At 39.7% G+C, this 22,054-nt stretch carries 27 protein-coding genes; 22 read left to right on the plus strand and 5 right to left on the minus strand.

Features of this window, described 5'->3' with window-relative positions; genetic code table 11:
• Window positions 1-90 precede the first annotated feature (90 nt).
• On the minus strand, window positions 91-222 hold the full coding sequence (locus EKC99_RS16005; RefSeq protein WP_256368746.1) for a hypothetical protein: 132 nt from the start codon (window positions 220-222) through the stop codon (window positions 91-93).
• 64 nt (window positions 223-286) lie between these two features.
• Here EKC99_RS16005 and EKC99_RS12980 point away from each other — a divergent pair, with 64 nt between their 5' ends.
• Window positions 287-961 (plus strand): class I SAM-dependent methyltransferase, encoded by a 675-nt coding sequence (locus EKC99_RS12980; protein WP_009361187.1) that lies wholly within the window; start codon window positions 287-289, stop codon window positions 959-961.
• 5 nt (window positions 962-966) lie between these two features.
• On the opposite strand, the gene EKC99_RS12985 is transcribed toward EKC99_RS12980, so the two are convergent.
• From EKC99_RS12985 to metA, 3 genes are all read right to left on the minus strand, one after another.
• Entirely contained in the window at window positions 967-1,518 is a 552-nt protein-coding gene (locus tag EKC99_RS12985; protein ID WP_009361188.1) for a PadR family transcriptional regulator, read from the minus strand.
• Between the two features lies 1 nt (window position 1,519).
• Window positions 1,520-3,025, minus strand: coding sequence for an MDR family MFS transporter (locus EKC99_RS12990; protein WP_026011453.1), 1,506 nt, complete (start codon window positions 3,023-3,025; stop codon window positions 1,520-1,522).
• Window positions 3,026-3,118: 93 nt separating this feature from the next.
• A complete protein-coding gene (metA, locus tag EKC99_RS12995; RefSeq protein ID WP_035066491.1) occupies window positions 3,119-4,027 on the minus strand; it encodes a homoserine O-acetyltransferase MetA in 909 nt (302 codons plus the stop codon).
• Between the two features lie 144 nt (window positions 4,028-4,171).
• On the opposite strand from metA, the gene EKC99_RS13000 reads away from it, so the two are divergent.
• From EKC99_RS13000 to EKC99_RS13015, 4 genes are all read left to right on the plus strand, one after another.
• Entirely contained in the window at window positions 4,172-4,606 is a 435-nt protein-coding gene (locus EKC99_RS13000; protein WP_009361191.1) for a BrxA/BrxB family bacilliredoxin, read from the plus strand.
• Window positions 4,607-4,646: 40 nt separating this feature from the next.
• A complete protein-coding gene (locus tag EKC99_RS13005) occupies window positions 4,647-5,423 on the plus strand; it encodes a class I SAM-dependent methyltransferase (protein ID WP_163152224.1) in 777 nt (258 codons plus the stop codon).
• 34 nt (window positions 5,424-5,457) lie between these two features.
• Window positions 5,458-5,589: a YuzL family protein gene (locus EKC99_RS13010; RefSeq protein ID WP_081957740.1), complete on the plus strand. Its 132-nt coding sequence runs from the start codon at window positions 5,458-5,460 to the stop codon at window positions 5,587-5,589.
• 197 nt (window positions 5,590-5,786) lie between these two features.
• A complete protein-coding gene (locus EKC99_RS13015; protein WP_193551712.1) occupies window positions 5,787-7,019 on the plus strand; it encodes a dicarboxylate/amino acid:cation symporter in 1,233 nt (410 codons plus the stop codon).
• A gap of 21 nt (window positions 7,020-7,040) precedes the next feature.
• On the opposite strand, the gene EKC99_RS13020 is transcribed toward EKC99_RS13015, so the two are convergent.
• A complete protein-coding gene (locus EKC99_RS13020; protein WP_009361195.1) occupies window positions 7,041-7,406 on the minus strand; it encodes a GIY-YIG nuclease family protein in 366 nt (121 codons plus the stop codon).
• 91 nt (window positions 7,407-7,497) lie between these two features.
• On the opposite strand from EKC99_RS13020, the gene EKC99_RS13025 reads away from it, so the two are divergent.
• The 17 genes from EKC99_RS13025 to EKC99_RS13105 all read left to right on the plus strand — a co-directional run bounded on the left by EKC99_RS13025 (window position 7,498) and on the right by EKC99_RS13105 (window position 21,835).
• Window positions 7,498-7,692 (plus strand): twin-arginine translocase TatA/TatE family subunit, encoded by a 195-nt coding sequence (locus EKC99_RS13025; RefSeq protein WP_009361196.1) that lies wholly within the window; start codon window positions 7,498-7,500, stop codon window positions 7,690-7,692.
• An 88-nt stretch (window positions 7,693-7,780) separates the two neighbouring features.
• Window positions 7,781-8,500: a twin-arginine translocase subunit TatC gene (gene tatC, locus EKC99_RS13030; protein ID WP_192813507.1), complete on the plus strand. Its 720-nt coding sequence runs from the start codon at window positions 7,781-7,783 to the stop codon at window positions 8,498-8,500.
• A gap of 161 nt (window positions 8,501-8,661) precedes the next feature.
• Window positions 8,662-9,723, plus strand: coding sequence for a hydrogenase small subunit (locus tag EKC99_RS13035; protein WP_009361198.1), 1,062 nt, complete (start codon window positions 8,662-8,664; stop codon window positions 9,721-9,723).
• Window positions 9,724-9,734: 11 nt separating this feature from the next.
• The gene (locus tag EKC99_RS13040) at window positions 9,735-11,456 is read left to right on the plus strand and encodes a nickel-dependent hydrogenase large subunit (protein WP_009361199.1); all 1,722 of its coding nucleotides are present in this window, start codon (window positions 9,735-9,737) and stop codon (window positions 11,454-11,456) included.
• Window positions 11,457-11,467: 11 nt separating this feature from the next.
• The gene (cybH, locus tag EKC99_RS13045) at window positions 11,468-12,244 is read left to right on the plus strand and encodes a Ni/Fe-hydrogenase, b-type cytochrome subunit (RefSeq protein WP_021094791.1); all 777 of its coding nucleotides are present in this window, start codon (window positions 11,468-11,470) and stop codon (window positions 12,242-12,244) included.
• A complete protein-coding gene (locus EKC99_RS13050) occupies window positions 12,234-12,710 on the plus strand; it encodes a HyaD/HybD family hydrogenase maturation endopeptidase (protein WP_009361201.1) in 477 nt (158 codons plus the stop codon). Before cybH ends, EKC99_RS13050 begins: the two co-directional genes overlap by 11 nt.
• Window positions 12,707-13,126 (plus strand): 2Fe-2S ferredoxin, encoded by a 420-nt coding sequence (locus tag EKC99_RS13055; protein WP_163152226.1) that lies wholly within the window; start codon window positions 12,707-12,709, stop codon window positions 13,124-13,126. The genes EKC99_RS13050 and EKC99_RS13055 overlap by 4 nt, the downstream gene beginning before the upstream one ends.
• Window positions 13,119-13,496: a hydrogenase maturation nickel metallochaperone HypA/HybF gene (locus EKC99_RS13060; protein ID WP_163152228.1), complete on the plus strand. Its 378-nt coding sequence runs from the start codon at window positions 13,119-13,121 to the stop codon at window positions 13,494-13,496. The genes EKC99_RS13055 and EKC99_RS13060 overlap by 8 nt, the downstream gene beginning before the upstream one ends.
• Window positions 13,474-14,145, plus strand: coding sequence for a hydrogenase nickel incorporation protein HypB (hypB, locus tag EKC99_RS13065; protein WP_163152230.1), 672 nt, complete (start codon window positions 13,474-13,476; stop codon window positions 14,143-14,145). The genes EKC99_RS13060 and hypB overlap by 23 nt, the downstream gene beginning before the upstream one ends.
• A complete protein-coding gene (gene hypF, locus EKC99_RS13070) occupies window positions 14,118-16,397 on the plus strand; it encodes a carbamoyltransferase HypF (RefSeq protein ID WP_021094796.1) in 2,280 nt (759 codons plus the stop codon). The genes hypB and hypF overlap by 28 nt, the downstream gene beginning before the upstream one ends.
• Window positions 16,388-16,615 (plus strand): HypC/HybG/HupF family hydrogenase formation chaperone, encoded by a 228-nt coding sequence (locus EKC99_RS13075; RefSeq protein ID WP_021094797.1) that lies wholly within the window; start codon window positions 16,388-16,390, stop codon window positions 16,613-16,615. The genes hypF and EKC99_RS13075 overlap by 10 nt, the downstream gene beginning before the upstream one ends.
• Complete coding sequence (hypD, locus tag EKC99_RS13080) at window positions 16,596-17,705, plus strand: hydrogenase formation protein HypD (RefSeq protein WP_021094798.1); 1,110 nt, start codon at window positions 16,596-16,598, stop codon at window positions 17,703-17,705. Before EKC99_RS13075 ends, hypD begins: the two co-directional genes overlap by 20 nt.
• A 3-nt stretch (window positions 17,706-17,708) precedes the next feature.
• A complete protein-coding gene (hypE, locus tag EKC99_RS13085) occupies window positions 17,709-18,701 on the plus strand; it encodes a hydrogenase expression/formation protein HypE (RefSeq protein WP_021094799.1) in 993 nt (330 codons plus the stop codon).
• 92 nt (window positions 18,702-18,793) lie between these two features.
• Window positions 18,794-19,588, plus strand: coding sequence for a thymidylate synthase (thyA, locus tag EKC99_RS13090; RefSeq protein WP_009361209.1), 795 nt, complete (start codon window positions 18,794-18,796; stop codon window positions 19,586-19,588).
• A gap of 14 nt (window positions 19,589-19,602) precedes the next feature.
• Window positions 19,603-20,094, plus strand: a complete 492-nt coding sequence (locus EKC99_RS13095; RefSeq protein ID WP_021094800.1) for a dihydrofolate reductase — start codon at window positions 19,603-19,605, stop codon at window positions 20,092-20,094.
• 123 nt (window positions 20,095-20,217) lie between these two features.
• Window positions 20,218-21,486, plus strand: a complete 1,269-nt coding sequence (gene ilvA / locus EKC99_RS13100) for a threonine ammonia-lyase IlvA (RefSeq protein ID WP_021094801.1) — start codon at window positions 20,218-20,220, stop codon at window positions 21,484-21,486.
• Between the two features lie 97 nt (window positions 21,487-21,583).
• The gene (locus EKC99_RS13105; protein WP_021094802.1) at window positions 21,584-21,835 is read left to right on the plus strand and encodes a YpmP family protein; all 252 of its coding nucleotides are present in this window, start codon (window positions 21,584-21,586) and stop codon (window positions 21,833-21,835) included.
• The last annotated feature ends 219 nt before the right edge of the window (window positions 21,836-22,054 follow it).

Below are 22,054 nucleotides of genomic sequence, written 5' to 3' on the forward strand. Positions count from 1 at the left end.
TGATGCAACCCCAAGTGAAGGAAGGAGGATAACATCCGCTTGCACTTCTGGGGAGTTGCAAGCCCACGACTTTAGTCGTTGGGTAGTTGACTACTTTGTTTTATCGCTTTGGCTTTTGTTTTGCTTACGGCCTTTACTGTTATCTCCTGCACCTTCATATAGTTGCCCGTGTTGTGTCGGTGCGTTTTGATTTCGACTTCCTTCGTTCACTTTTTTTGTCATGTTTCGGCCTCCTTTCTGCTACAATAAACGTAACATGTTTATTTTTTCAAAAAGGGGTGGAGTTATGCGCGCATGGCATAAAGAGGCGGAAAAACAATGGGATGAGCGGGCAGAGTGGTGGCATCAAAGCAGTGAAGACATGTGGGAGAGAGGAAGTCGAAAGACAATTATTCCGTTTGTCACGACATATATGCCGAAAGAAGGGTATATTGCAGATATTGGATGTGGGGATGGATACGGGTCATATAAACTATGTCAACAAGGATATCGTGTCATCGGATTAGATTTATCAAGTGAAATGATTGAATTAGCGAAAAAACAAAGGTATCATGAACATCTTCATTTTCAACAAGCAGACATTATGAACTTGCCTTTTCCAGATGAAACGTTTTCCGGTGCCATGATTATTAACTGCTTGGAATGGACTGAACGTCCACTTGCTGCACTTGAAGAAGTTCGTCGGGTGTTAAAAACAAATGCATATGTATGTGTCGGCATTCTTGGCCCAACGGCCGCTCCTCGAGTGAATAGCTATCGTCGTTTATATGATGAAGCAGTCATTTGTAATACGATGATGCCATGGGAGTTTGAACAGTTAGCAAAGGAAAATGGCTTCATCACTGTTTCTCAAGAGGGAGTGTATAAGCGTGGCGTCGATGAGCATTCCATTCAACAGCTACCAACAGAATTAAAACAGGCTGTTTCGTTTATGTGGTTATTTATGTTGCAAAAAAAGTGAGGGAGCTAGCTCCCTCCTTTTTCATGTAGTTTTTTATTGTTAGCGACCTGAATTAATTGTTGGAGCCATTCTATTTCGGTTTCTAAATGCATGATGACTCCTTTTAACACGTACAATTTTGCGACATATTCATTTGGTCGCTTTTGTTCAAATATCCATTTCAATTTTTCGAGTTGTTGTTTTGTTTCTTGCAAACGTCGCTCTAATACCGCACTTACTTTTGCTGCATCGGCGTATGCAGCAAAAGATAGTCCCGCATAAATAGAACGGTGAATATGTTCATGTTTTTGTAATTCTTCTAGCAAGAGCTGTTCAAAGTGTTGCTTTCCTTTTTCGGTAATGCGGTAAATCGTTTTATCTGGACGATTTGTATCGCGTACGACATCGACCACTTCTACATATCCTTGTCTTTCAAGTTGATCAAAGGCATAATAGAGCGATCCGGCTGCAAGTTTAATATAATGTTTCATATGGCGTTCATTGACAATTTGTTGAATTTCATATGGATGTTTTTCACCTTCCATCAACAAGCCGAGAATGACAAGTTTCACGCTCATTTTATTCCCCTACTTTTGCCCGTTTTTGTATTTCTAGTTTTTCATTTCCCATGAAGAAAATCAATAGGAATGAAAGAGCAATTGGGATTAATGCGAGCGTAAATGCATACGTAATGGATGATGCCAACGCATCGACAATTTTTTGTAAAATAGGTGCCGGAATTTGTGCGCGTGCTCCTGCTTCAAATAGTGCACGTGGATCGAACGAATGTGCTGATGGCATCGAACCGAAAGTTTCTTTTAAATTGTTAGTTAATGTATTTGTTTGAATCGTTCCGAAAATGGTAATGCCGAGCGTCATGCCGAGCGAGCGAAAGAACGAATTGGTTGAATTCGCTGTTCCACGAAAACGTGGTTCTAAATTGTGCATTGATGCAGTCGGTAACAAAGAAAATGAGAACCCAACGCCAAATCCCGCAATTGCCATATACACAGTTAACCATATACGCGATGTTTCCGGTGTCATGAAACTAAGTAGAAGCATGCCTGTAAAGTAAGCGATCACAGAAATAAACATAATGTTTCGATACGATGTTTTCGTTTGTGAAATACCAGCAAACGAACTGCCTGCAACAGATCCAAGCATCATTGGCATTAAGATTAATCCAGCATTTTTTGCTGTACCGCCATAAACCGCTTGTACAAATACCGGGATAAAAACAGTTAAAATGACAAATGTCGCACCGTATAAAAAAGCAAGCAACTGCGCTACAGCAAATGTTCGTCGTTTAAATAGTGAAAATGAGATAATTGGTTCCTTTGCTTTTGTTTCTACATACAAAAATGCGAGTAAGAAAATCGCACTAATCATAAATAACGATATGATGGTGAATGAATCCCAATCATATTTTTTTCCACCTAATTCAAGGGCGAACATTAAGCTAACGACTGTAACAATGAGAGTAAGTGCACCGAACCAATCGATAGTTTGTTTTGTGTGTGGTGTTGTTTCTTTGTAATAACGAACAATGAAAAAAATGGACAATAAACCGATTGGGACATTGACGTAAAATACCCAATGCCAACTTAAGTAATCGGTAATATAGGCACCGAGGAGCGGACCAAGCACGCTTGATATCCCAAAGACCGCCCCAAGCAATCCTGTCATTTTTCCCCGTTTTTCTGGTGGGAACACGTCAAATACGATGGTAAATGCAATCGGCATTAATGCCCCGCCACCAATTCCTTGAATCGCGCGGAAAATGCTAAGTTGTACAATGCTTTGTGCTAAACCACAGAGCGCAGAACCGATTAAAAAGACGATTAATCCGAATAAAAAGAAACGTTTTCGACCGTACATATCTGACAATTTCCCGAATATCGGCATACCAGCCATGACGGCAACCATATAAGCAGATGTGACCCAAACAAATTGATCTACGCCACCTAAATCAGCAACGATCGTCCCGATTGCCGTTGCAACAATTGTGTTATCCATCGCTGCCATTAGGATTGCTAATAACAATCCAGCTACAATAAACGATAAATGTCGTTGTTCATTTTCCATTTTTATTACGCTCCTTCGTATGAATGATATACAAACTATTATATTCAAATTTGAATATATATCAATAAAAAAGCTCTCGCAAAAAGCGAAAGCTTACTCCCAAATGTAAGGCGTTTCTTGATACACATAGTAGTTGAGCCAGTTGACAAACAGTAAATTCGCATGAGAACGCCACGTGTTATATGGTTGCTTATTCGGATCGTCATGCGGAAAATAATATTTTGGAATTTGAATATCTAACCCTTTAGCCACATCTCGTTCATATTCTTCTTTTAGCGTTGTGGCATCATACTCTGGGTGCCCTGTTAAAAACACTTGTTTTCCATCATTTGAAATGACGAGACAGACGCCAGCTTCTTCAGATGAAGATAAAATCGTTAACTCTGAAACCGCTTCGATATGTTCACGTTTCACGTCTGTATGGCGAGAGTGTGGGATTTTATGAATATCGTCAAATCCACGAATCAGTTTCACGTGCTTTTGTTCTAACACATGATCGAATACCCCGAAACATTTTTGTGGTAAATCGTATTTTGGAATACCGTAATGATAGTACATCCCTGCTTGTGCACCCCAACAAATATGTAACGTAGATGTGACATTCGTCTTTGTCCATTCCATAATTTGAGTTAACTCATCCCAGTAATCGACTTGTTCAAACGGCAAATGTTCAACGGGGGCACCGGTAATAATCATGCCATCATATTTTCTATGCTGAACATGTTGAAATGTTGTATAAAATTGATCAAGATGATGTTTTGATGTTGTTTTCGCTTCATGTGTTTCAGGACGTAAAAAAGTGACATGTACTTGTAGCGGCGAATTTCCAAGTAAACGCAATAGCTGTGTTTCTGCTTTTTCTTTTTGCGGCATTAAGTTTAAAATGATAATGTTTAACGGTCGAATGTCTTGAGAATAGGCGCGATCTTCATCCATGACGAAAATATTTTCTTGTTCTAGTATTTCTTTAGCTGGAAGATCACGAGGAATATTAATTGGCAATGTTCTCAACCTCCATTTACATCATATAAATACATTCATTATAAAAATTTTTAGAAAATTGTTCAATGTTTTTTATTTTATTGATTTTTCTATTTGCATTGTTGTATCCTTGTAAAAGCAAGAATGATTTGGAGGGATGCACGTATGTTTATGTCATATGAAGAATATATGCGCCAAGTAGTACAACCGATGCGTGATGAATTAGTCAGCGGTGGATTTAAAGAATTACGTACGAGCGAAGAAGTAGAACAATTTATGGAACAAGTAGAAGGAACGACATTTGTTGTCATTAATTCCGTTTGTGGTTGTGCAGCAGGGCTTGCACGTCCAGCGGCTATTCAGGCGGTACAAATGAGCGAGAAAAAACCAGACCATCTTGTGACAGTGTTTGCTGGACAAGATCGTGAAGCAACGGCTAAAATGCGTGAGTATTTCGTTGGTATAGAACCTTCTTCGCCATCGATGGCCTTATTAAAAGGAAAAGAAGTTGTTCATTTTATTCCGCGCCACGATATCGAAGCAAATTCTCTTGAAAATATTATGCAAAATATTATGCAAGCTTTTGAAAAACATTGTTAAGGGTGTCCGATTGACATCCTTTTTCTTTTGGGGTGAACGTATGATTGTGACAACTGCTGGCCGAACAAACGAACAAATGATTGAAAAAGCGAAACAAATTGCCGAAGAATTACAAATTCCGTACATTCCGCGTCAGAAACGTTCCATTCCAGCCATTCAGCAACAGATAGCTGAACCTGTTTTGGTTGTAGGGAAAGAAAGATTAGAAATCCATTTGATTAACGGAGATGAACCGTTATTTTTTCATCCAAATTCTTCCTCTTTTCGTGCGAAGCGTATTTTAAAAGGGGAAAGTGAACCGTTTTTACAAGCGACGAAATTACAAAAAGGAATGACGTTTTTAGATTGTACGCTTGGATTAGCAGCTGATAGCATAGTCGCTAGCTTAGTTGTTGGTGAAGAAGGAAAAGTGGTAGGGATCGAAGGAAGTGCATATATCGCTTACTTAACAAAACAAGGATTACGTCATTGGGAAAGTGATGTTGTTCAACTGAATGAAGCGATGCGACGCATTCATGTGCATTATGCCGATTTTCGCTCTTTTTTAGCGCAATGTGATGATCAGTCATATGATGTCGTTTATTTGGATCCGATGTTTGAAGTAAGCATTGAGGAAGCGGATGGACTAAGGGGATTAAAACAGGCAGCGCTATATACGGATGTTACAGCAGAAGATATCGAACAAGCGAAACGAGTAGCTCGACAACGAGTTGTGCTAAAAGACCATTGGCAAAGTTCACGTTTTGATCAATTTCATTTTTTCGTTTATCGAAGAAAAACAGCAAAATTTCATTTTGGAACGATTGAACTTTCATAAATGAAGCAAAATAAGATAGTAGGAGGTGAATGAAGTGGGGAAACGAAAAAAAGATGCTTCGAAAACAGGATTAAGTTCACCAGAGATTCAAGGGCAAGGCACGACTGAGCATGAAACAGGAAACATCGAAGCGGATTCGAGTCGCAAAAAAACAAAGCGTTCGTAAACTACCACATCATTGTGGTAGTTATTTTTTTGTAAAAAAAGAAATTCAACCACTTTTCTAACAATTATATTCATTTTTTCTTTACAATTTTAAAAAAAACATTTACAATTGAATAGGTCCTCTCCCTTAACCCTTTTCCCATAAGAAGTTGAATACGTTTTACAGCAAAAGACGCAGAAATTGATGGAGGTGTGGATATGTCAATGACGAAAAAAATTTTACTAGGAATGTTTGCAGGAATTATCGTTGGGCTCATTTTCAACTTAGCTCTTCCAACAGAATGGTTTGACCTCGCAAAAACATACGTACTCAATCCGCTTGGAACAATATTCATTAACTTGATTAAATTGCTTGTTGTTCCAATTGTTCTTGTATCGCTCATTTTAGGAGCAGCTGGTGTTGGTGATCCGAAAAAACTTGGTCGTATTGGTATCAAAACAATCGCATTCTTTTTAATTACTACTTCTCTTGCGCTTGTTATTGCTTTAACATTAGGATCTGTGATTCGTCCAGGAGAAGGGAATTTTAATTTAGAAGGGGCATCGTTTGAAAAGAAAGAAGCTCCGCCAGTTGTAGATACATTATTGAATATTATTCCAACAAACCCATTCCAAGCCATGGTTGAAGGAAATATGTTACAAGTCATTGTATTTGCGGTGTTGGTTGGAATGGCCATTGCTCGCCTCGGTGATCGAGTAAAACAAGTGCGAGTCATTGTAGAACAAGCAAATGATCTTCTCATGTATTTAGTAGAATGGGTGATGAAGTTTGCGCCATATGGTGCGTTTGCATTAATTGCCATTGCAATTGGCGGACAAGGATTTGATGCGATTGCAGCGATGGGGAAATATATGTTTGCTGTATTGTTAGCGTTATTTATTCATTTCTTCGTCGTGTATGGTATGGCGGTATGGACACTTGGGAAAATGAGCCCTATCGCGTTTATTAAAGGATTTTCTCCAGCAATGGCGGTTGCGTTTAGTACATCGAGCAGCAATGCTACGTTGCCAGTGTCGATGGAAACAGCACAAAAAAATTTAAACGTTCCGAAAAGCATTAGCGGTTTTGTTCAACCTCTTGGGGCCACAATTAATATGGATGGAACAGCCATTATGCAAGGTGTGGCAACGATGTTTATCGCGCAAGTGTATGGTGTGGACTTAACATTTAGCGATCTTTTGACCGTCATTTTAACAGCAACACTTGCGAGCATTGGTACAGCAGGCGTTCCGGGTGTTGGTTTAATTATGCTTTCCATGGTGTTAACATCCGTCGGTCTACCTGTTGAAGGAATTGCGCTCATTTTAGGTGTTGACCGCTTACTCGATATGACGAGAACAGTCGTGAATATTACAGGCGATGCGGCATGTGCAGTTATTATTGCAAAATCGGAAGAAAAATACGAAAAAAAATATGAGAAAGCAAGTTAAACGAGGGAATACGTCCCTCGTTTATTCTTTATAATAAATAAGATGGGAAAAACAGCGACAGTCCGATGAACCGAATTTTTTTACAATCCATCGACCTTTATATTGTTGAAACAACTGTTGGGCACGTTCGCATTCACTCAGTTCGGAGGAATACGTTTGCACGTGTGTAATTGTACCATACGGACGAATGTAATCAATGTGCCAACGTTTTCGTTTTTCCATTTGCATATGACGTTGAATACGTGATTGAATGTTTCGTTTCGCACTTCCTACATAAATATAGTTTCCGCTTGGAAATAAAAAATTGCCTAATTGACCGACTTTTATAGTGACATCACTAGTTATGGTAAAGAAAATAGCGTACACTGTATGTTGATTGTCAAACATTTCTCACACCTCTTAAAAATTTGTCATTGAAAAATGAAGATCTTAGCAATACAATAAAAGAAGCGTATGTATAAAAAAAGGAGATGACGTTATGCTTTCAAATATCGGAGTACCTGGCTTAATTTTAATTCTTGTCATCGCTCTTGTCATTTTCGGACCGAAAAAATTACCTGAAATCGGACGGGCTTTTGGTGAAACATTGCGTGAGTTTAAAAAGTCAACAAAAGGATTGCGTGATGAAGTATTAGAGGAGCTTGATGAAAAGAAAGAAGCGCGTAAATCATAAGGCGGCAACGATGTGTTGCCGTTTTTAACATGGAAAAAGGTTGGTGTTTACGCTCGTGGAAGAAAAGAAACGATATGAAGACAAAGAGATGACGCTAGTCGAGCATTTAGAAGAATTACGCAAACGCGTGTTTATTGTTGTTGGAGCACTTATTTTATTTTTTATTGTAGGATTCATTTTTGTCCAAGATTTATATCGTTGGTTAATCGCTGATTTGGATGTGAAGCTAACGATTTTAGGTCCGACCGATATTTTATGGGTATATGTGATGTTAGCTGGCGTGTTTGCCATTACAATGACGATTCCTGTATTCGTTTGGCAAGTATGGATGTTCGTGAAACCTGCTCTTACACCACGAGAGCGAAAAGTAACGCTGTCATATATTCCAGCGACATTTTTGCTATTTGTACTCGGTTTATGTTTTGGTTACTTTGTTGTATTGCCTATGGTGTTTCATTTTTTAATGAGCCTCGGTGAAGATTTGTTCGCAACGATGTTTACAACAGAAAAGTATTTTCGTTTTATTTTGAACATGACGATTCCATTTGCGATCTTGTTTGAATTGCCAATTATCGTTATGTTTTTAACAAGTATTGGAATCATTAATCCGTATGCGTTGCAAAAAGTGAGAAAATACGCGTATTTTGTATTAGTAATTATCGCGGTCACGATTACACCGCCAGATTTTATTTCCGACTTTTTAGTAACGATTCCATTGCTTTTGCTATATGAAGTAAGTATATCAATCTCAAAATTTGTGTATAAACGAAAAGAAAAACAGTTGGAGCAAGAAGCGTCTTCCGAATAGAAGGCGCTTTTTTATTTACCTACTTATTATAATAAAAACTATTTTCACGTTGTTAATATATTTAAGAACATTTTGTTACAATTATGCCATGAAAATAACATAAAGGTAAATAATGATATATAATCAATTGTAAACGTTATCAAGTAAAGGGGAGGAGCTATGTGAAAAGAAAAACAATTTTAGAAGAAGTGCTTGATCGCGGTTTCACAAGACGCGATTTTTTAAAAATGTGTACAGCACTTGCTGCGACAATGGGACTTGATTTTTCACAAACCGATCAAGTTGTTGCAGCGATGGAAAAGAACCAACGCGTTCCCGTTATTTGGTTACAGTTTCAAGACTGTACAGGTTGCTCTGAATCATTTATTCGTTCTACGCATCCGAAAGTGGAAAGTGTGCTGTTAAACATGATTTCTCTCGAGTATTCAGAAGCGCTTTCCGCTGCTTCAGGTCATCAAATTGAAGCTGCCCTCGAACATGTGCTTGAACATTATCCGGGAGAATACATACTTGCAGTAGAAGGAAGCTTGCCGACAGATGATGCATTTTTAACCGTTGGGGGCGTATCGGCAAAAGAAACGTTTCTTCGCGCAGCTAAAGGAGCAAAAGCGATTATTGCATACGGAAGCTGTTCATCGTGGGGAGGGATTCCTGCTGCATATCCAAATCCAACAAAAGCCAAACCGATTACGCATTTTGTGAAAGATAAACCTGTCATATTAGTGCCAGGATGTCCACCAATTGCAGAAGTCATGACGGGTGTCATTGCGCATATTATTACGTTCGGGAAACTTCCAGAGCTTGATCATCTTGGCAGACCGAAAGCATTTTATCGTCATCGTATTCATGATAAATGTAATCGTCGCGCATATTTTGATGCGGGATTATTTGCGGAATCGTTTGACGATGAAGGAGCAAGACAAGGATATTGCTTATATAAAGTAGGCTGTAAGGGGCCAACAACATATAACTCTTGTGCAGAAATGCGCTGGAACGGTGGGGTTAGCTATCCAATTCAATCCGGAAATCCATGTATCGGTTGTTCTGAAAAAGGCTTTTGGGATAACGGTCCTTTCTTCGTTCGTCGCGCTAAAATTCCTGCATCTCAAACGACGATTAATCCAGAAACCGTTGGAGCGATTGCGGTTGGTGTGACCGCTGCAGGTGTTGCTGCCCATGCAGCAGTAACGGCAATGAAGAAAAAAGATGAACATCATGATTGAGGTGAATAAAGATGACAGAACGTATTGTTGTCGATCCAGTAACGCGAATTGAAGGGCATTTACGCATTGAAGTAGATGTTGATGACAGCGGTGTGATTCAAGAAGCATTTAGTTCGGGTACAGCGGTTCGTGGCATTGAGTTAATTGTCCGAGATCGCGATCCACGCGATGTTTGGGCATATGTGCAACGCATTTGTGGTGTTTGTACAACAACACACGCTTTAGCTTCTATCCGTTCCGTTGAAGATGCGCTTGATATTAAAATTCCAAGAAATGCACATTTGATTCGTGACATTATGAACGCGGCTGTTTTTTTACATGACCATGTCGTTCACTTTTATCATTTACATGCATTTGATTGGGTTGATGTATTAAGTGCGCTTAAAGCAGATCCAAACGAAACAAGCCGTATTGCTCAATCACTTTCTAGTTGGCCAAAATCGTCCCCAGGTTATTTTAAAGACATTCAAATGAAAGTACAAAAAGTTGTGGATAGTGGACAACTCGGCATTTTTGCAAACGGCTATTGGGGGCATAAAGCATATAAGTTACCACCTGAAGTGAATTTGCTTGCTGTTGCTCATTATTTAGAAGCGCTCGATTGGCAAAAAGAAATTGTGAAAATTCATACGATTTTTGGTGGAAAAAACCCGCATCCTCACTATGTTGTCGGTGGAATGGCTACGCCAATTGATGTGAATAGCGATAATGCTATTCATGCCGAACGTTTAATGCACGTTTCGCAAATTATTGATCAGGCAGTAGAGTTTGTCAACAATGTTTACATTCCAGACTTATTGGCGATTGGCTCATTTTATAAAGATTGGACATATGGTGGCGGTTTAAACAACTATTTATGTTATGGAGATTTTTCAACAGGGGATATTCGAGACGTTCACTTATATCGTTTCCCGCGTGGTGTCATTTTAAATGGAAATCTTAATGAAGTGCTCGATGTCGATCCGAAAGATCCAGAACAAGTAAAAGAGTTTATCGATCACTCATGGTATACGTATGACGGAAAAGAAGGTGGTGTTGGTAAGCATCCGTGGGAGGGTGAAACATCGCTTCGTTATACAGGACCAAAGCCACCGTTTAAAACATTAAATACAGATGAAAAATATAGCTGGTTAAAATCTCCAAGATGGAAAGAACATCCGATGGAGACGGGGCCACTTGCACGCATGCTCGTTGGCTATGCTTTAAAGAAAGATGAGTTTGTCGGATTAATAGATGACACGTTAAAAAAATTGAATTGGCCGCTTGAAGCGATGCGTTCAGCACTTGGTCGTACAGTAGCGCGCGGACTTGAATCCATTCTTGTTGCAAAATGGATGCGTGACGATATGGACGCATTATTGGCGAATATTCGCAATGGAAATCAAATTACATTTGACCGAACAAAATGGGAGCCAAGTACGTGGCCGAAAAAAGCAAAAGGAGTCGGATGGATGGAAGCGCCGCGTGGAGCGCTAGGTCATTGGATTGAAATTGAAGATGGAAAAACGAAAAACTATCAAGCGGTTGTTCCGACGACGTGGAATGCTTCACCGCGTGACCATAAAGGACAAATTGGTGCGTATGAAGCATCTTTAAAAGGAACGCCATTGCTTGATAAAGAAAAGCCGTTAGAGATTTTGCGCATCGTCCATTCGTTCGATCCATGCTTAGCATGTGCGGTTCATTTAACAGATCTTGAATCGAAACAAACGACTCATATTCGTATTGGGTAGGAGGGGAGTGTATGTCGATCCCGACAAATCCAAAAATTGAACAAAAACGGACGGAAGTCATTTGGAAGCGGTCGCGAAAAGCAAAACATATTGAATTAAACGATCACATGGTGAAAGTGTACGTATGGGAGTTGCCTGTTCGTATTTTTCACTGGATTAATGCTTTTTCTATTCTAGTGTTAATGATTACGGGCGTGTTCATTGGCCGCCCGTTCGTGTCCGCATCTATTCAAGAAGAGGCATATTATTCCTTTTTGATGGGTTGGGCGCGCTACATTCACTTTTTTGTTGCTTTTCTTTTTACTATTAATTTAGCTGTTCGTTGGTATTGGGTGTACAAAGGAAATGAGCATGCAACATCGAATCCGTTTCGCCTTTCTTTTTGGAAGGAAGCGTTTGAAACAATAAAATATTACTTATTTATGAAAAACAATAAAAAACATTACATTGGACATAATCCGCTCGCTCAATTAAGTTATTGGATTTTTATTGGTCTTGGTTCGATCATCATGATGCTTACAGGTTACTATTTATTATTTGAACCACAACCAGAATCAATTTATGGAAAAATGTTTATGTGGGTTGCTCATTTATTTGGTGGCGATAGCTATTCTGTTCGTTCGTGGCATCATCTTGTAGCATGGGGTTTTATCATTTTTACTGTTGTACACGTATATATGGCATTTCGCGAAGACTATTTACAACGAAATGGAACGATGTCATCTATTTTTACTGGCTATAAACTCGAACGAAAAAAAGAAGCATTAGGTGAACAGGATGAAAAATAAAAAAATAACGGTTCTCGGAATTGGAAATTTACTATATTCCGATGAAGGAGTAGGCATTCATATTTTGCCTTTATTAGAAGAAAAATTGGCGAAATATGACGAGGTAGAAGTGATTGAAGGTTCAACGGATGGGATGCGTTTACTTGGGACAATTGAAGAAACGGAGTATTTGGTAATTATCGATGCTGTCAATGCAGGAAAAGAAGCAGGAACAATCGTTACGTTAATCGATGATGAAATTCCATCATATTTTGGAATTAAAATGTCTATTCATCAACTCGGTTTTCAGGAAGTGTTGTCAGCTGCAAAAATACGTCAAACATGTCCAAAGCAAATGGTTTTATTTGGAGTTCAACCTGCATCTTTATCTCTCGGATTAGAGTTATCACCAATTGTCCAAGCGCAGCTTCCACACGTTGTTGAGCGAGTTGTTCACCAAGTGGAGAAGTGGTGTTGCACGCAATGAATCGCCTGCAATTTTTAAAAATGATGCGTAATAGTTTAATTGAAACAATGAAAGAAGCTTCCGCCCCATTATTAGAAGACGAGGTGGAAAAAATGAAGAAACTATTTTCCGATCATCGCACGTGGCATGCTATTGGCTCGTGCGATGATATATGTGATGTTGAAATCAAAACTGTTGATCGCATCCCGCTCATTGTTTACAAACAGGAAGGAACGTTATATGTAAGAAAAGCCATTTGTTCACATTGTCAAGTCATGCCGCATTATATTGTGCAAGATCGTCGCTTTATTTGTTTGTATTGTGATCGTGAATGGTATGTATTTTCACAAAACGGAACTTTGCATATGCCACTTCTTCCTACAAAACAAGAAGGAAACGAATGGTATGTGCAAATAGAAAGGGATTCGTATGCATGAAATGGCATTAATGGGGGAAATCGTTCAGTTAATTGAGCAAGATGCTCGATTAAAACAGGTAAAATATGTAAAAAAGGTAGAATTGCTTGTTGGGACGTTGAGCAATGTACTTCCAGACGCATTACATTTTGCATTCGATGTGTATAAAATGCAAACAAATAACTGTTTAACAACAGATGCTGAATTGATCATTCATATAGAGAAAGCAAAAGCCGTTTGCGCCATTTGTGGAAGCCAATATGAACCTGTGACAAAAATTGCTCAATGTCCGGCATGTTTACTTCCGAGCGGAAACATTGTAGCCGGAGAAACATTTCGTATATTGGCATATGAAGGGAGTTCGACGGATGAAAATTACATTGGAAGTTGATGTGTTAACAAACAATAACCGTGCAGCTTCGTTTAACCGGCAATTGTTTGAGGAAACGAATACGCTTGTTATTAATATAATGAGTTCACCAGGCGCAGGGAAGACAACCATTTTAGAAAAGACGATTGAGGCGTTAGCAAATGAGTTTCGTATTGGTGTCATTGAAGGGGATTTAGCAACAGAAAAAGATGCAGATCGCATTCGTGCCCTTGGTGCGCAAGCCGTACAAATTAATACGCATGGAGGGTGCCATTTAGATGCTCGCATGATTGCGGCTGTTTTACCGCAATTTGATTTTCAACATCTTGATATTTTATTTATTGAAAATGTAGGAAATCTTGTTTGTCCATCCGGTTATGATTTAGGACAGCAACATAAAGTAGCTGTGTTAAGCGTACCAGAAGGGAATGACAAAATCCCAAAATATCCGACGATGTTTATGAGAACAGAGCTTGTTTTACTAAATAAAATTGATTTACTACCGTATCTTGATTTTGATGTCGAACAAGCGAAAGAAGATTTATCATGTATTCATCCACAGTCTAAGTTGCTTCCATTGTCAGCAAAAACGGGTGAAGGAATGGATGAATGGTTACATTGGATTCGAGAAGGGGTTGCTCGATGCAAAAAGCAGTCAATATCACAGTGAAAGGACGAGTGCAAGGAGTTGGCTTCCGTCCTTTTATTTTCGCACTTGCCCAGCGATATCAAGTAAAAGGAATAGTCCAAAATAATATGGATGGGGTTTTTATTCATATCGAAGGCGATGCATATGCAGTTGACCAGTTTATTTACTCTTTACCGATGGAGGCACCGCGGCTATCTCGCATCGATGAGATGGTTGTAACTTTATCACAATGGCGTGCTTTTAAAGATTTTTCTATCATTCCGAGCGAACGAACGGGAAGTTCTTCGCTCGTGATTCCAATTGATACGGCTGTTTGTGAAGATTGTTTACGAGAAATGTATGATCCAAATGATCATCGGTATCGCTATCCGTTTATTAATTGCACACAATGTGGCCCACGTTATACGATTATTGAACAGTTGCCGTACGATCGTCCGTTTACATCGATGCGCTCGTTCCAAATGTGTGAACGATGTGAGCAAGAGTACAAAGATCCTATGAACCGCCGTCATCACGCTCAGCCTATTGCTTGTCCAACATGCGGTCCATCTGTTGCATTATTGATGCCAGATGGGCAAGCGTTGCAAGGAGATGCCATTGAACAAGCGAAGGAATATATTCGTGCTGGGGCGATTGTTGCGGTGAAAGGATTAGGTGGATATCACTTAGCTTGTGATGCGACAAATGAAGTGGCTGTCCGACAATTACGAATAAGAAAACAACGGCCTCATCGTCCGCTAGCTATCATGGCAGCCTCCCTTGATATTGTAGAACAATTCTGTCATGTAACTGTGGAAGAAAAACGGTTGTTAACTTCGCCGGAAGCTCCCATTGTTGTTGTGAAACAAAGAAAAAACACAATGATTGCTTCATCGGTTGCTCCGGGGTTACAAACAGTTGGAGTGATGTTACCGTACACCCCACTTCACCATTTATTGCTTGATGACCGATTGCCTGTTGTCGTGATGACAAGTGCGAATCGTTCAGGGGTGCCCATGATATACGAAGATGAACAAGCTTTACGTGATTTACAAGGCATTGCTGATTATTTTCTTGTACATAATCGTCCGATTGTTCACCCTATTGATGATTCTGTTGTTCAAATAGAGAGTGGCAAGATTCATTTTATTCGACGAGCGCGTGGCTTTGTTCCCGATCCATTAGAGACGAAGTATGACGTTCATGAAATTGTAGCACTTGGTGGGCAACAAAAAAATGCATTCGCGTTTGGGAGACATCATCAAATTTTTTTAGGACCTCATATTGGTGACTTAGAGCATGTAGAAGTCGTTGAACATTTCCAAAGGGAATACGAACATTTACGCACTTGGATGGGAGTGACACCAAAAGCAATTGCTGTTGATTTGCATCCAAACTATGAAACGTGGAACATCGCAAAACAATGGCATACCGATATTGTAGCTGTCCAACACCATCATGCACATATGGTTTCGTGCATGGAGGAAAATCACATATATTCCCCTTGTTTTGGCCTTATTTTAGATGGAACAGGATACGGGGAGGACGGACATATATGGGGGTTTGAGCTACTGTACGGAGATGCTTCACAATATAAACGGCTCGGGCATTTAACGTATACTCCGCTTCCAGGTGGAGAGCGTTGCATCAAAGAGCCTTGGCGTACAGCCGTCGGCATGCTCGGACATTATTTCGGTGAACAAGGATATGCTCTGGCGGAGAAGCGATTTACCGAAAGAGCACAAGAGGTACGTGTATTAAAACAAATGGTCGAAAAAGGGCTACACTCTCCTTTAGCAGGTACGTGCGGGAGGCTATTTGACGCCGTTAGTGCCTTTTTGTACGTTTGCACGCATAGTACGTACGATGGAGAGGCGGCTGTTCGACTTTCTGAATTTATTGATGATACAAAAATATATGAAGCTTATCCGTTTCATATAAAAAAACAGGATGAATGGGAAATTGATTTGGCAAAGATGTGGCAAGCGATATGGGAAGATGTTGAAGCTCATGAACAAGTAAATATCATTGCTGGTCGCTTCCATGAAACAGTCGTGCAAGCGTCTGTCGAATTGGTTCGTTTAGCTTTACAACAATATCCAACGTACGAACGAAATATCGTATTATCGGGAGGGAGTATGCATAATCGTTATATCGTTAAACGTCTTCGTCAAGAACTCAGTAAGCTTGGATTGTGTGTTTACACGCATCAAAAAGTACCGTGCAATGATGGAGGACTAGCTCTTGGACAGTTAATCATCGCAGCACATAGGAGGGATCGTGTATGTGTGTAGGAGTACCGGCAAAAGTGTTACATATTGAAGGTTTTTCCGCACGAGTAGATGTCATGGGATCGCAAATGGATGTTGGAATTATTTTTGTTCCTGAAGTCAAAATTGGCGACTATGTCATTGTGCATGCTGGACAGGCGATGTCGATTATTGATGAACAGTATGCAAAAGAAAGTTTGGAAGAATGGAGGAAGCTAGTCGATGCTAGACGTGATGGATAGCCCAACTCGTTCAGCGCTCAGTCGAACGTTGTTAAAAGAAGTACAGACGTTAGCAAATCAGTTTCAACAAACGTTTGGACGAATGCCTTCGTTTATGGAAGTGTGCGGTTCACATACGATGGCACTTGCTCGTACGGGAGTAAAAAAAGCGCTCGAAGGATACGTTCGTCTCATTTCTGGTCCTGGTTGTCCTGTTTGCGTCACTGATCAAGTAACAATTGATGCAATGATTTCTTTGACAGATGGTGCAGATCGAATCATTTGCACATTTGGCGACATGATGCGGGTGCCTGGATCTTATGGAACGTTGATGCAAGCGAAGACAGAAGGAAAAGATGTGCGTGTCGTCTACTCTCCAGTTGATGCGGTTCGTATTGCTGAACAGCATCCGTATCAAGAAGTTATTTTTTTAGGGATAGGGTTTGAGACAACCATCCCAATTTTAGCTGCAGCAATAAAAGAAGCAGAAGAAAAGCAAGTGCACAATTTTTCCATGTGGATGTCGACAAAGCTAGTGGAGCCAATTTTGCGGCAATTACTTCACGATGGAGACGTGTCACTAGACGGTTTTTTACTCCCTGGGCACGTATCCATGGTGATGGGGAGAGCTCATTTTGAATTTTTAGCAACGGAATACAATATGCCTGCAGTAATTAGTGGATTTGAAGCATTACATATGTTAAGTGCAATTCGTCATTTATTAATGTTAGCACTCAAACAGCACGCTATTGTATTAAACGATTATAAAAGTGTAGTGAATGAACAAGGAAATGTACAAGCGAAATATTGGATGAACCATTATTTCACATTATGCGATGAGGCGTGGCGCGGTATCGGGGTGATTTCACAAAGTGGAATGGATTTTAAGAAAGAGTATGATCGGTTTAACGCAAAGGTGAAGTTTTCTGTTTTAACGCGCGAACCGCGTCGAACAAAGTGTCGGTGTGGAGAAGTCATTCGTGGGCTTATCGATCCACCACAATGTGTATTGTTTGGGAAAGCATGTACACCGCTTCATCCGATTGGACCTTGTATGGTGTCATCAGAAGGTAGTTGTGCAGCGTATTATCAATATATGAGGGAGGAGTAACAAATGGAGCGAATAACGCTCGCCCACGGAGACGGAGGACAGTTAGCTCATCAGCTCATTGCGGATATTTTTGTTTCTATGTTTCATAACGATCGTCATGCAAAATTCGATGCAGCTACGTTTACGTTAGACCTGCATGAGCTAGCCATGACAACGGATAGTTTTGTCGTTAAACCTCTTTTCTTTCCAGGTGGAAACATTGGAAAGTTAGCGGTAGCTGGAACAATAAATGATTTAGCGGTCGTTGGAGCGATCCCGAAAGTCATGACTTGTAGTTTTATTATCGAAGAAGGGTTTCCAATTGGTGATTTAAAAACGATCGTGCAATCGATGGCTGAAGAAGCAAAAAAAGCAAATGTGGCGATTGTTGCGGGCGATACAAAAGTTGTTGAACGTGGTAGTGCGGATGGATTATATATTAATACAACAGGGATCGGAGTCATTTCCCATCCGCTTGAGCCTAAAATGTGTGAAGGCGACTCGGTCATTGTCAGCGGTTCAGTTGGTGATCATGGAGTAGCTATATTAGTGGCCCGAGGGGAATTAGGTCTTGTATCAACGGTTGAGAGCGACTGTGCAACATTGTATCCGCTCATTGCCAAAGCGTTACAAGCAAGTCAACGCATTCGCCTGATGCGCGATCCAACCCGCGGGGGATTAGCGACTGCCCTTGTAGAAATTTGTGAAGATTTTGGGGTAACGATTGAATTGGAGGAAGAACGTATCCCTGTAAAACAAGAAGTGGAAGGAGCATGTGAATTGCTCGGTTTTGATCCGCTCTATTTGGCCAATGAGGGAAAAGTGGTCATGATCGTTCCAAAAGAAGATGAACAGGCTGTTCTTGATGCCCTTCGTTCTCAACCTGAAGGAAAAGATGCCGCTGTCATCGGAACTGTTCGAGCAACAAATAAAGGTCAATTATTGTTGCGAACACCGCTTGGCACAACACGAAGATTATATCGATTAACAGGATTAATGTTGCCTCGTATTTGTTAAACCGTAGGGGAAAATCCTACGGTTTTTGTCTTTCCTACTTTTATCGTTTATGTCATAATAAATGACAGTACATAAAAAAGGGTGAGGGTGTCATGAAGCAATATTTACAATTACTTGAAGATATTTTACAAAACGGTGTGTATAAGGATGACCGTACGGGAACAGGGACGATTTCTGTATTTGGACGTCAATTGCGTTTTGATTTACGTGAAGGATTTCCTTTACTTACAACAAAAAAGTTACATATTCGTTCAATTATTCATGAGTTGCTCTGGTTTTTAAGTGGGGATACGAATATTCGTTATTTAAAAGAAAATGGTGTAACAATTTGGGATGAATGGGCAGATGAAAACGGAGATTTAGGTCCGGTATATGGAGCTCAATGGCGTTCATGGAGGGGAGCAGACGGCCGAACGATTGATCAAATTAGCGAAGTGATTGAACAAATAAAGCACAATCCAAATTCGCGCCGTCTTTTAGTAAGCGCATGGAATGTTGCGGAATTAGACAATATGAAGTTGCCTCCTTGCCATTATGCTTTTCAGTTTTACGTGGAAAATGGGACGTTATCGTGCATGTGGCAACAGCGTTCGGTTGATACGTTTTTAGGTCTTCCGTTCAATATCGCAAGCTATGCACTACTTACGCATATGGTTGCTCAACAATGCGATCTACAACCGAAAGAACTTATTTTTACTGGCGGTGATGTTCATTTATATATGAATCATATCGAACAAGCGAAGTTGCAATTAACGAGAGAACCGCGTCCACTTCCGAAATTAGTCATTAAACGAAAACCAGCGTCTATCTTTGAATATCGCTTTGAAGATTTTGAAATTGTTGATTATCATCCGCATCCGCACATTAAAGCGGACGTGTCTGTGTAAGGGAAGTGAGTCAATTGATTTCTATTATTGTCGCGATGGATCGAAATCGAGTCATTGGTTGGAACAATACATTACCTTGGCACTTACCGTCGGATTTAGCTTATTTTAAACATGTAACTATGGGTCATCCGATTGTCATGGGGCGAAAAACATTTGAATCGATCGGCCGTCCGCTTCCTGGAAGAATAAACATCGTACTTACACGGGACAACACGTTTTCAGCGGATTCGAATGTTCAAGTCATTCATTCAATTGATGACATCGAACAAATAGAACAGCAACATGGTCATTTGTTTGTTATCGGGGGGGCACAAGTGTTTGAACAAGCGATGCCGCTAGCCGATCAATTGTACGTTACACATATTGACGAAACGTTTACAGGAGATGCATTTTTCCCACCAATTGATGAAAAGCAATGGGTGCTTCGTACCGCTCGACAAGGTGTGCAAGACGAAAAAAATCGTTATCCACACACATTTTGTATATATGAACGAACAGCTCGCTAATTGGCGAGCTTCATCTTTTTGAATAATTTTTAGAAAATTTACTTTTCTTTATTCGAAAATATGATATATTTTAGAATAACATAATTTTGACAATGAAATTATAAATAGAAAGGAAACGAGAAAATGGAACAACAAGTAAAACGAAAACATGGCGTATATGTAGAAGATATTTTAATTGCTTATCAAACGTTAAAAGATGTCGTGTATCATACCCCTTTACAAAAAAATGAATTGCTTTCAGAACGGTATGATTGTCATGTATATTTTAAACGGGAAGATTTACAAGTCGTTCGCTCGTTTAAAATTCGTGGTGCATATTATCGAATGAAAAGCTTAAGTGAAGAAGAAAAGAAAAATGGAATTGTTTGCGCAAGTGCAGGCAATCACGCTCAAGGTGTAGCTTATTCATGTCGAGCGCTCGGTGTGCATGGGAAAATTTATATGCCATCTACAACTCCGAGACAAAAAGTATCGCAAGTACAGTTTTTTGGTCGAGAGTTTGTTGACATTATTTTAGTTGGCGATACATTTGATGATTCCTATGAACAAGCACTTATTTGCGCAAAGCAAGAGCAGCGAACATTTATCCATCCATTCGATGATGAAGCTGTGATTGCTGGGCAAGGAACAGTTGGTGTTGAAATTTTAAATGATTGTGAAGAAGCGATTGATTATGTGTTTGCAAGCATTGGCGGTGGGGGGCTTATTTCTGGTGTCGGAACGTATATCAAAAGTATTTCACCAGCAACGAAATTAGTTGGCGTCGAACCTGAAGGAGCTCCTTCCATGAAAAAATCGTTTGAAGCAGAAGAAGTCGTCACTTTAAGTGAAATTGATCCATTTGTAGATGGCGCGGCAGTGAAACGTGTGGGGGAAAAAACATTTGCATTAGCAAAAGAAATGGTCGATGATATTGTCGTTGTTCCTGAAGGAAAAGCATGTACAACGATTTTGCAACTTTATAATGAAAACGCGATTGTAGTCGAGCCTGCTGGAGCGTTGCCGGTTGCTGCGCTTGATTTATATAAAGAACATATTCGTGGCAAGACCGTTGTTTGTATTATTAGCGGAGGAAACAACGATATTGGGCGCATGCAAGAAATTAAAGAGCGTTCTATGATTTATGAAGGACTTCAACATTATTTTATTGTGAATTTTCCGCAACGTGCTGGCGCTTTGCGGGAATTTCTCGATGAAGTATTAGGACCAACAGACGACATTACACTCTTTGAATATACGAAAAAAAATAATAAAGAAAGTGGCCCCGCTCTCGTTGGCATTGAATTAAAATGTCGTGAAGATTACGGTCCGCTCATCGAACGAATGAAGAAAAAAGGTTTTCCGTTTATGGAAGTGAATAAAGATAGCAGCTTGTTCCATTTGCTCATTTGACAAAAATTTTTTATAAATCGATGACGAAATGTGACATACTTCAACATAAAAATCGTGTATAATATAAGTAAATCGGTCAAAAAAGAGGATTGATATTTTGTTATTCAAAAGCCTAGAGTTTAAAAACGTAGATGGGCAAAAAGTAAAAATTATCGAAATTCCGGTATTGGAGGACGATAACCCTTATCAATTTATGGTAAAAGTAAGGTTGCAAACGTTTATTGCACAAGTGCATGCTAGAAAAAGTCCAAAGAAGGTGTATTCATTTAAAGAATATTTAAAACGAGTGTTAAAGTGGCCGGTGTACGAACAAATATTTAAATCTGAAATTTTAAAAAACAATGCATAAATGATAAGGAGCTGTTTTGCTATTGTGCAAAATCAGCTCTTTTTTTACAAAAAATTTTATGTATGAGTAAAATGTTTGTGGGAGAAAAAAAGACAGGTTCCTGATTTGGTATAATAAGGAACCTGTCAGATATGTAAGCAAAATAGATGAAAAACGGGCTCTCCTCCTGGTAAGGTAGTAAGTGCGAAAAAAATACAACCAAAGAAAGGAGTGGAGCCC

This window comes from Anoxybacillus sp. MB8, assembly GCF_011006755.1.
GTDB classification, from domain to species: Bacteria; Bacillota; Bacilli; order Bacillales; family Anoxybacillaceae; genus Anoxybacillus; species Anoxybacillus gonensis.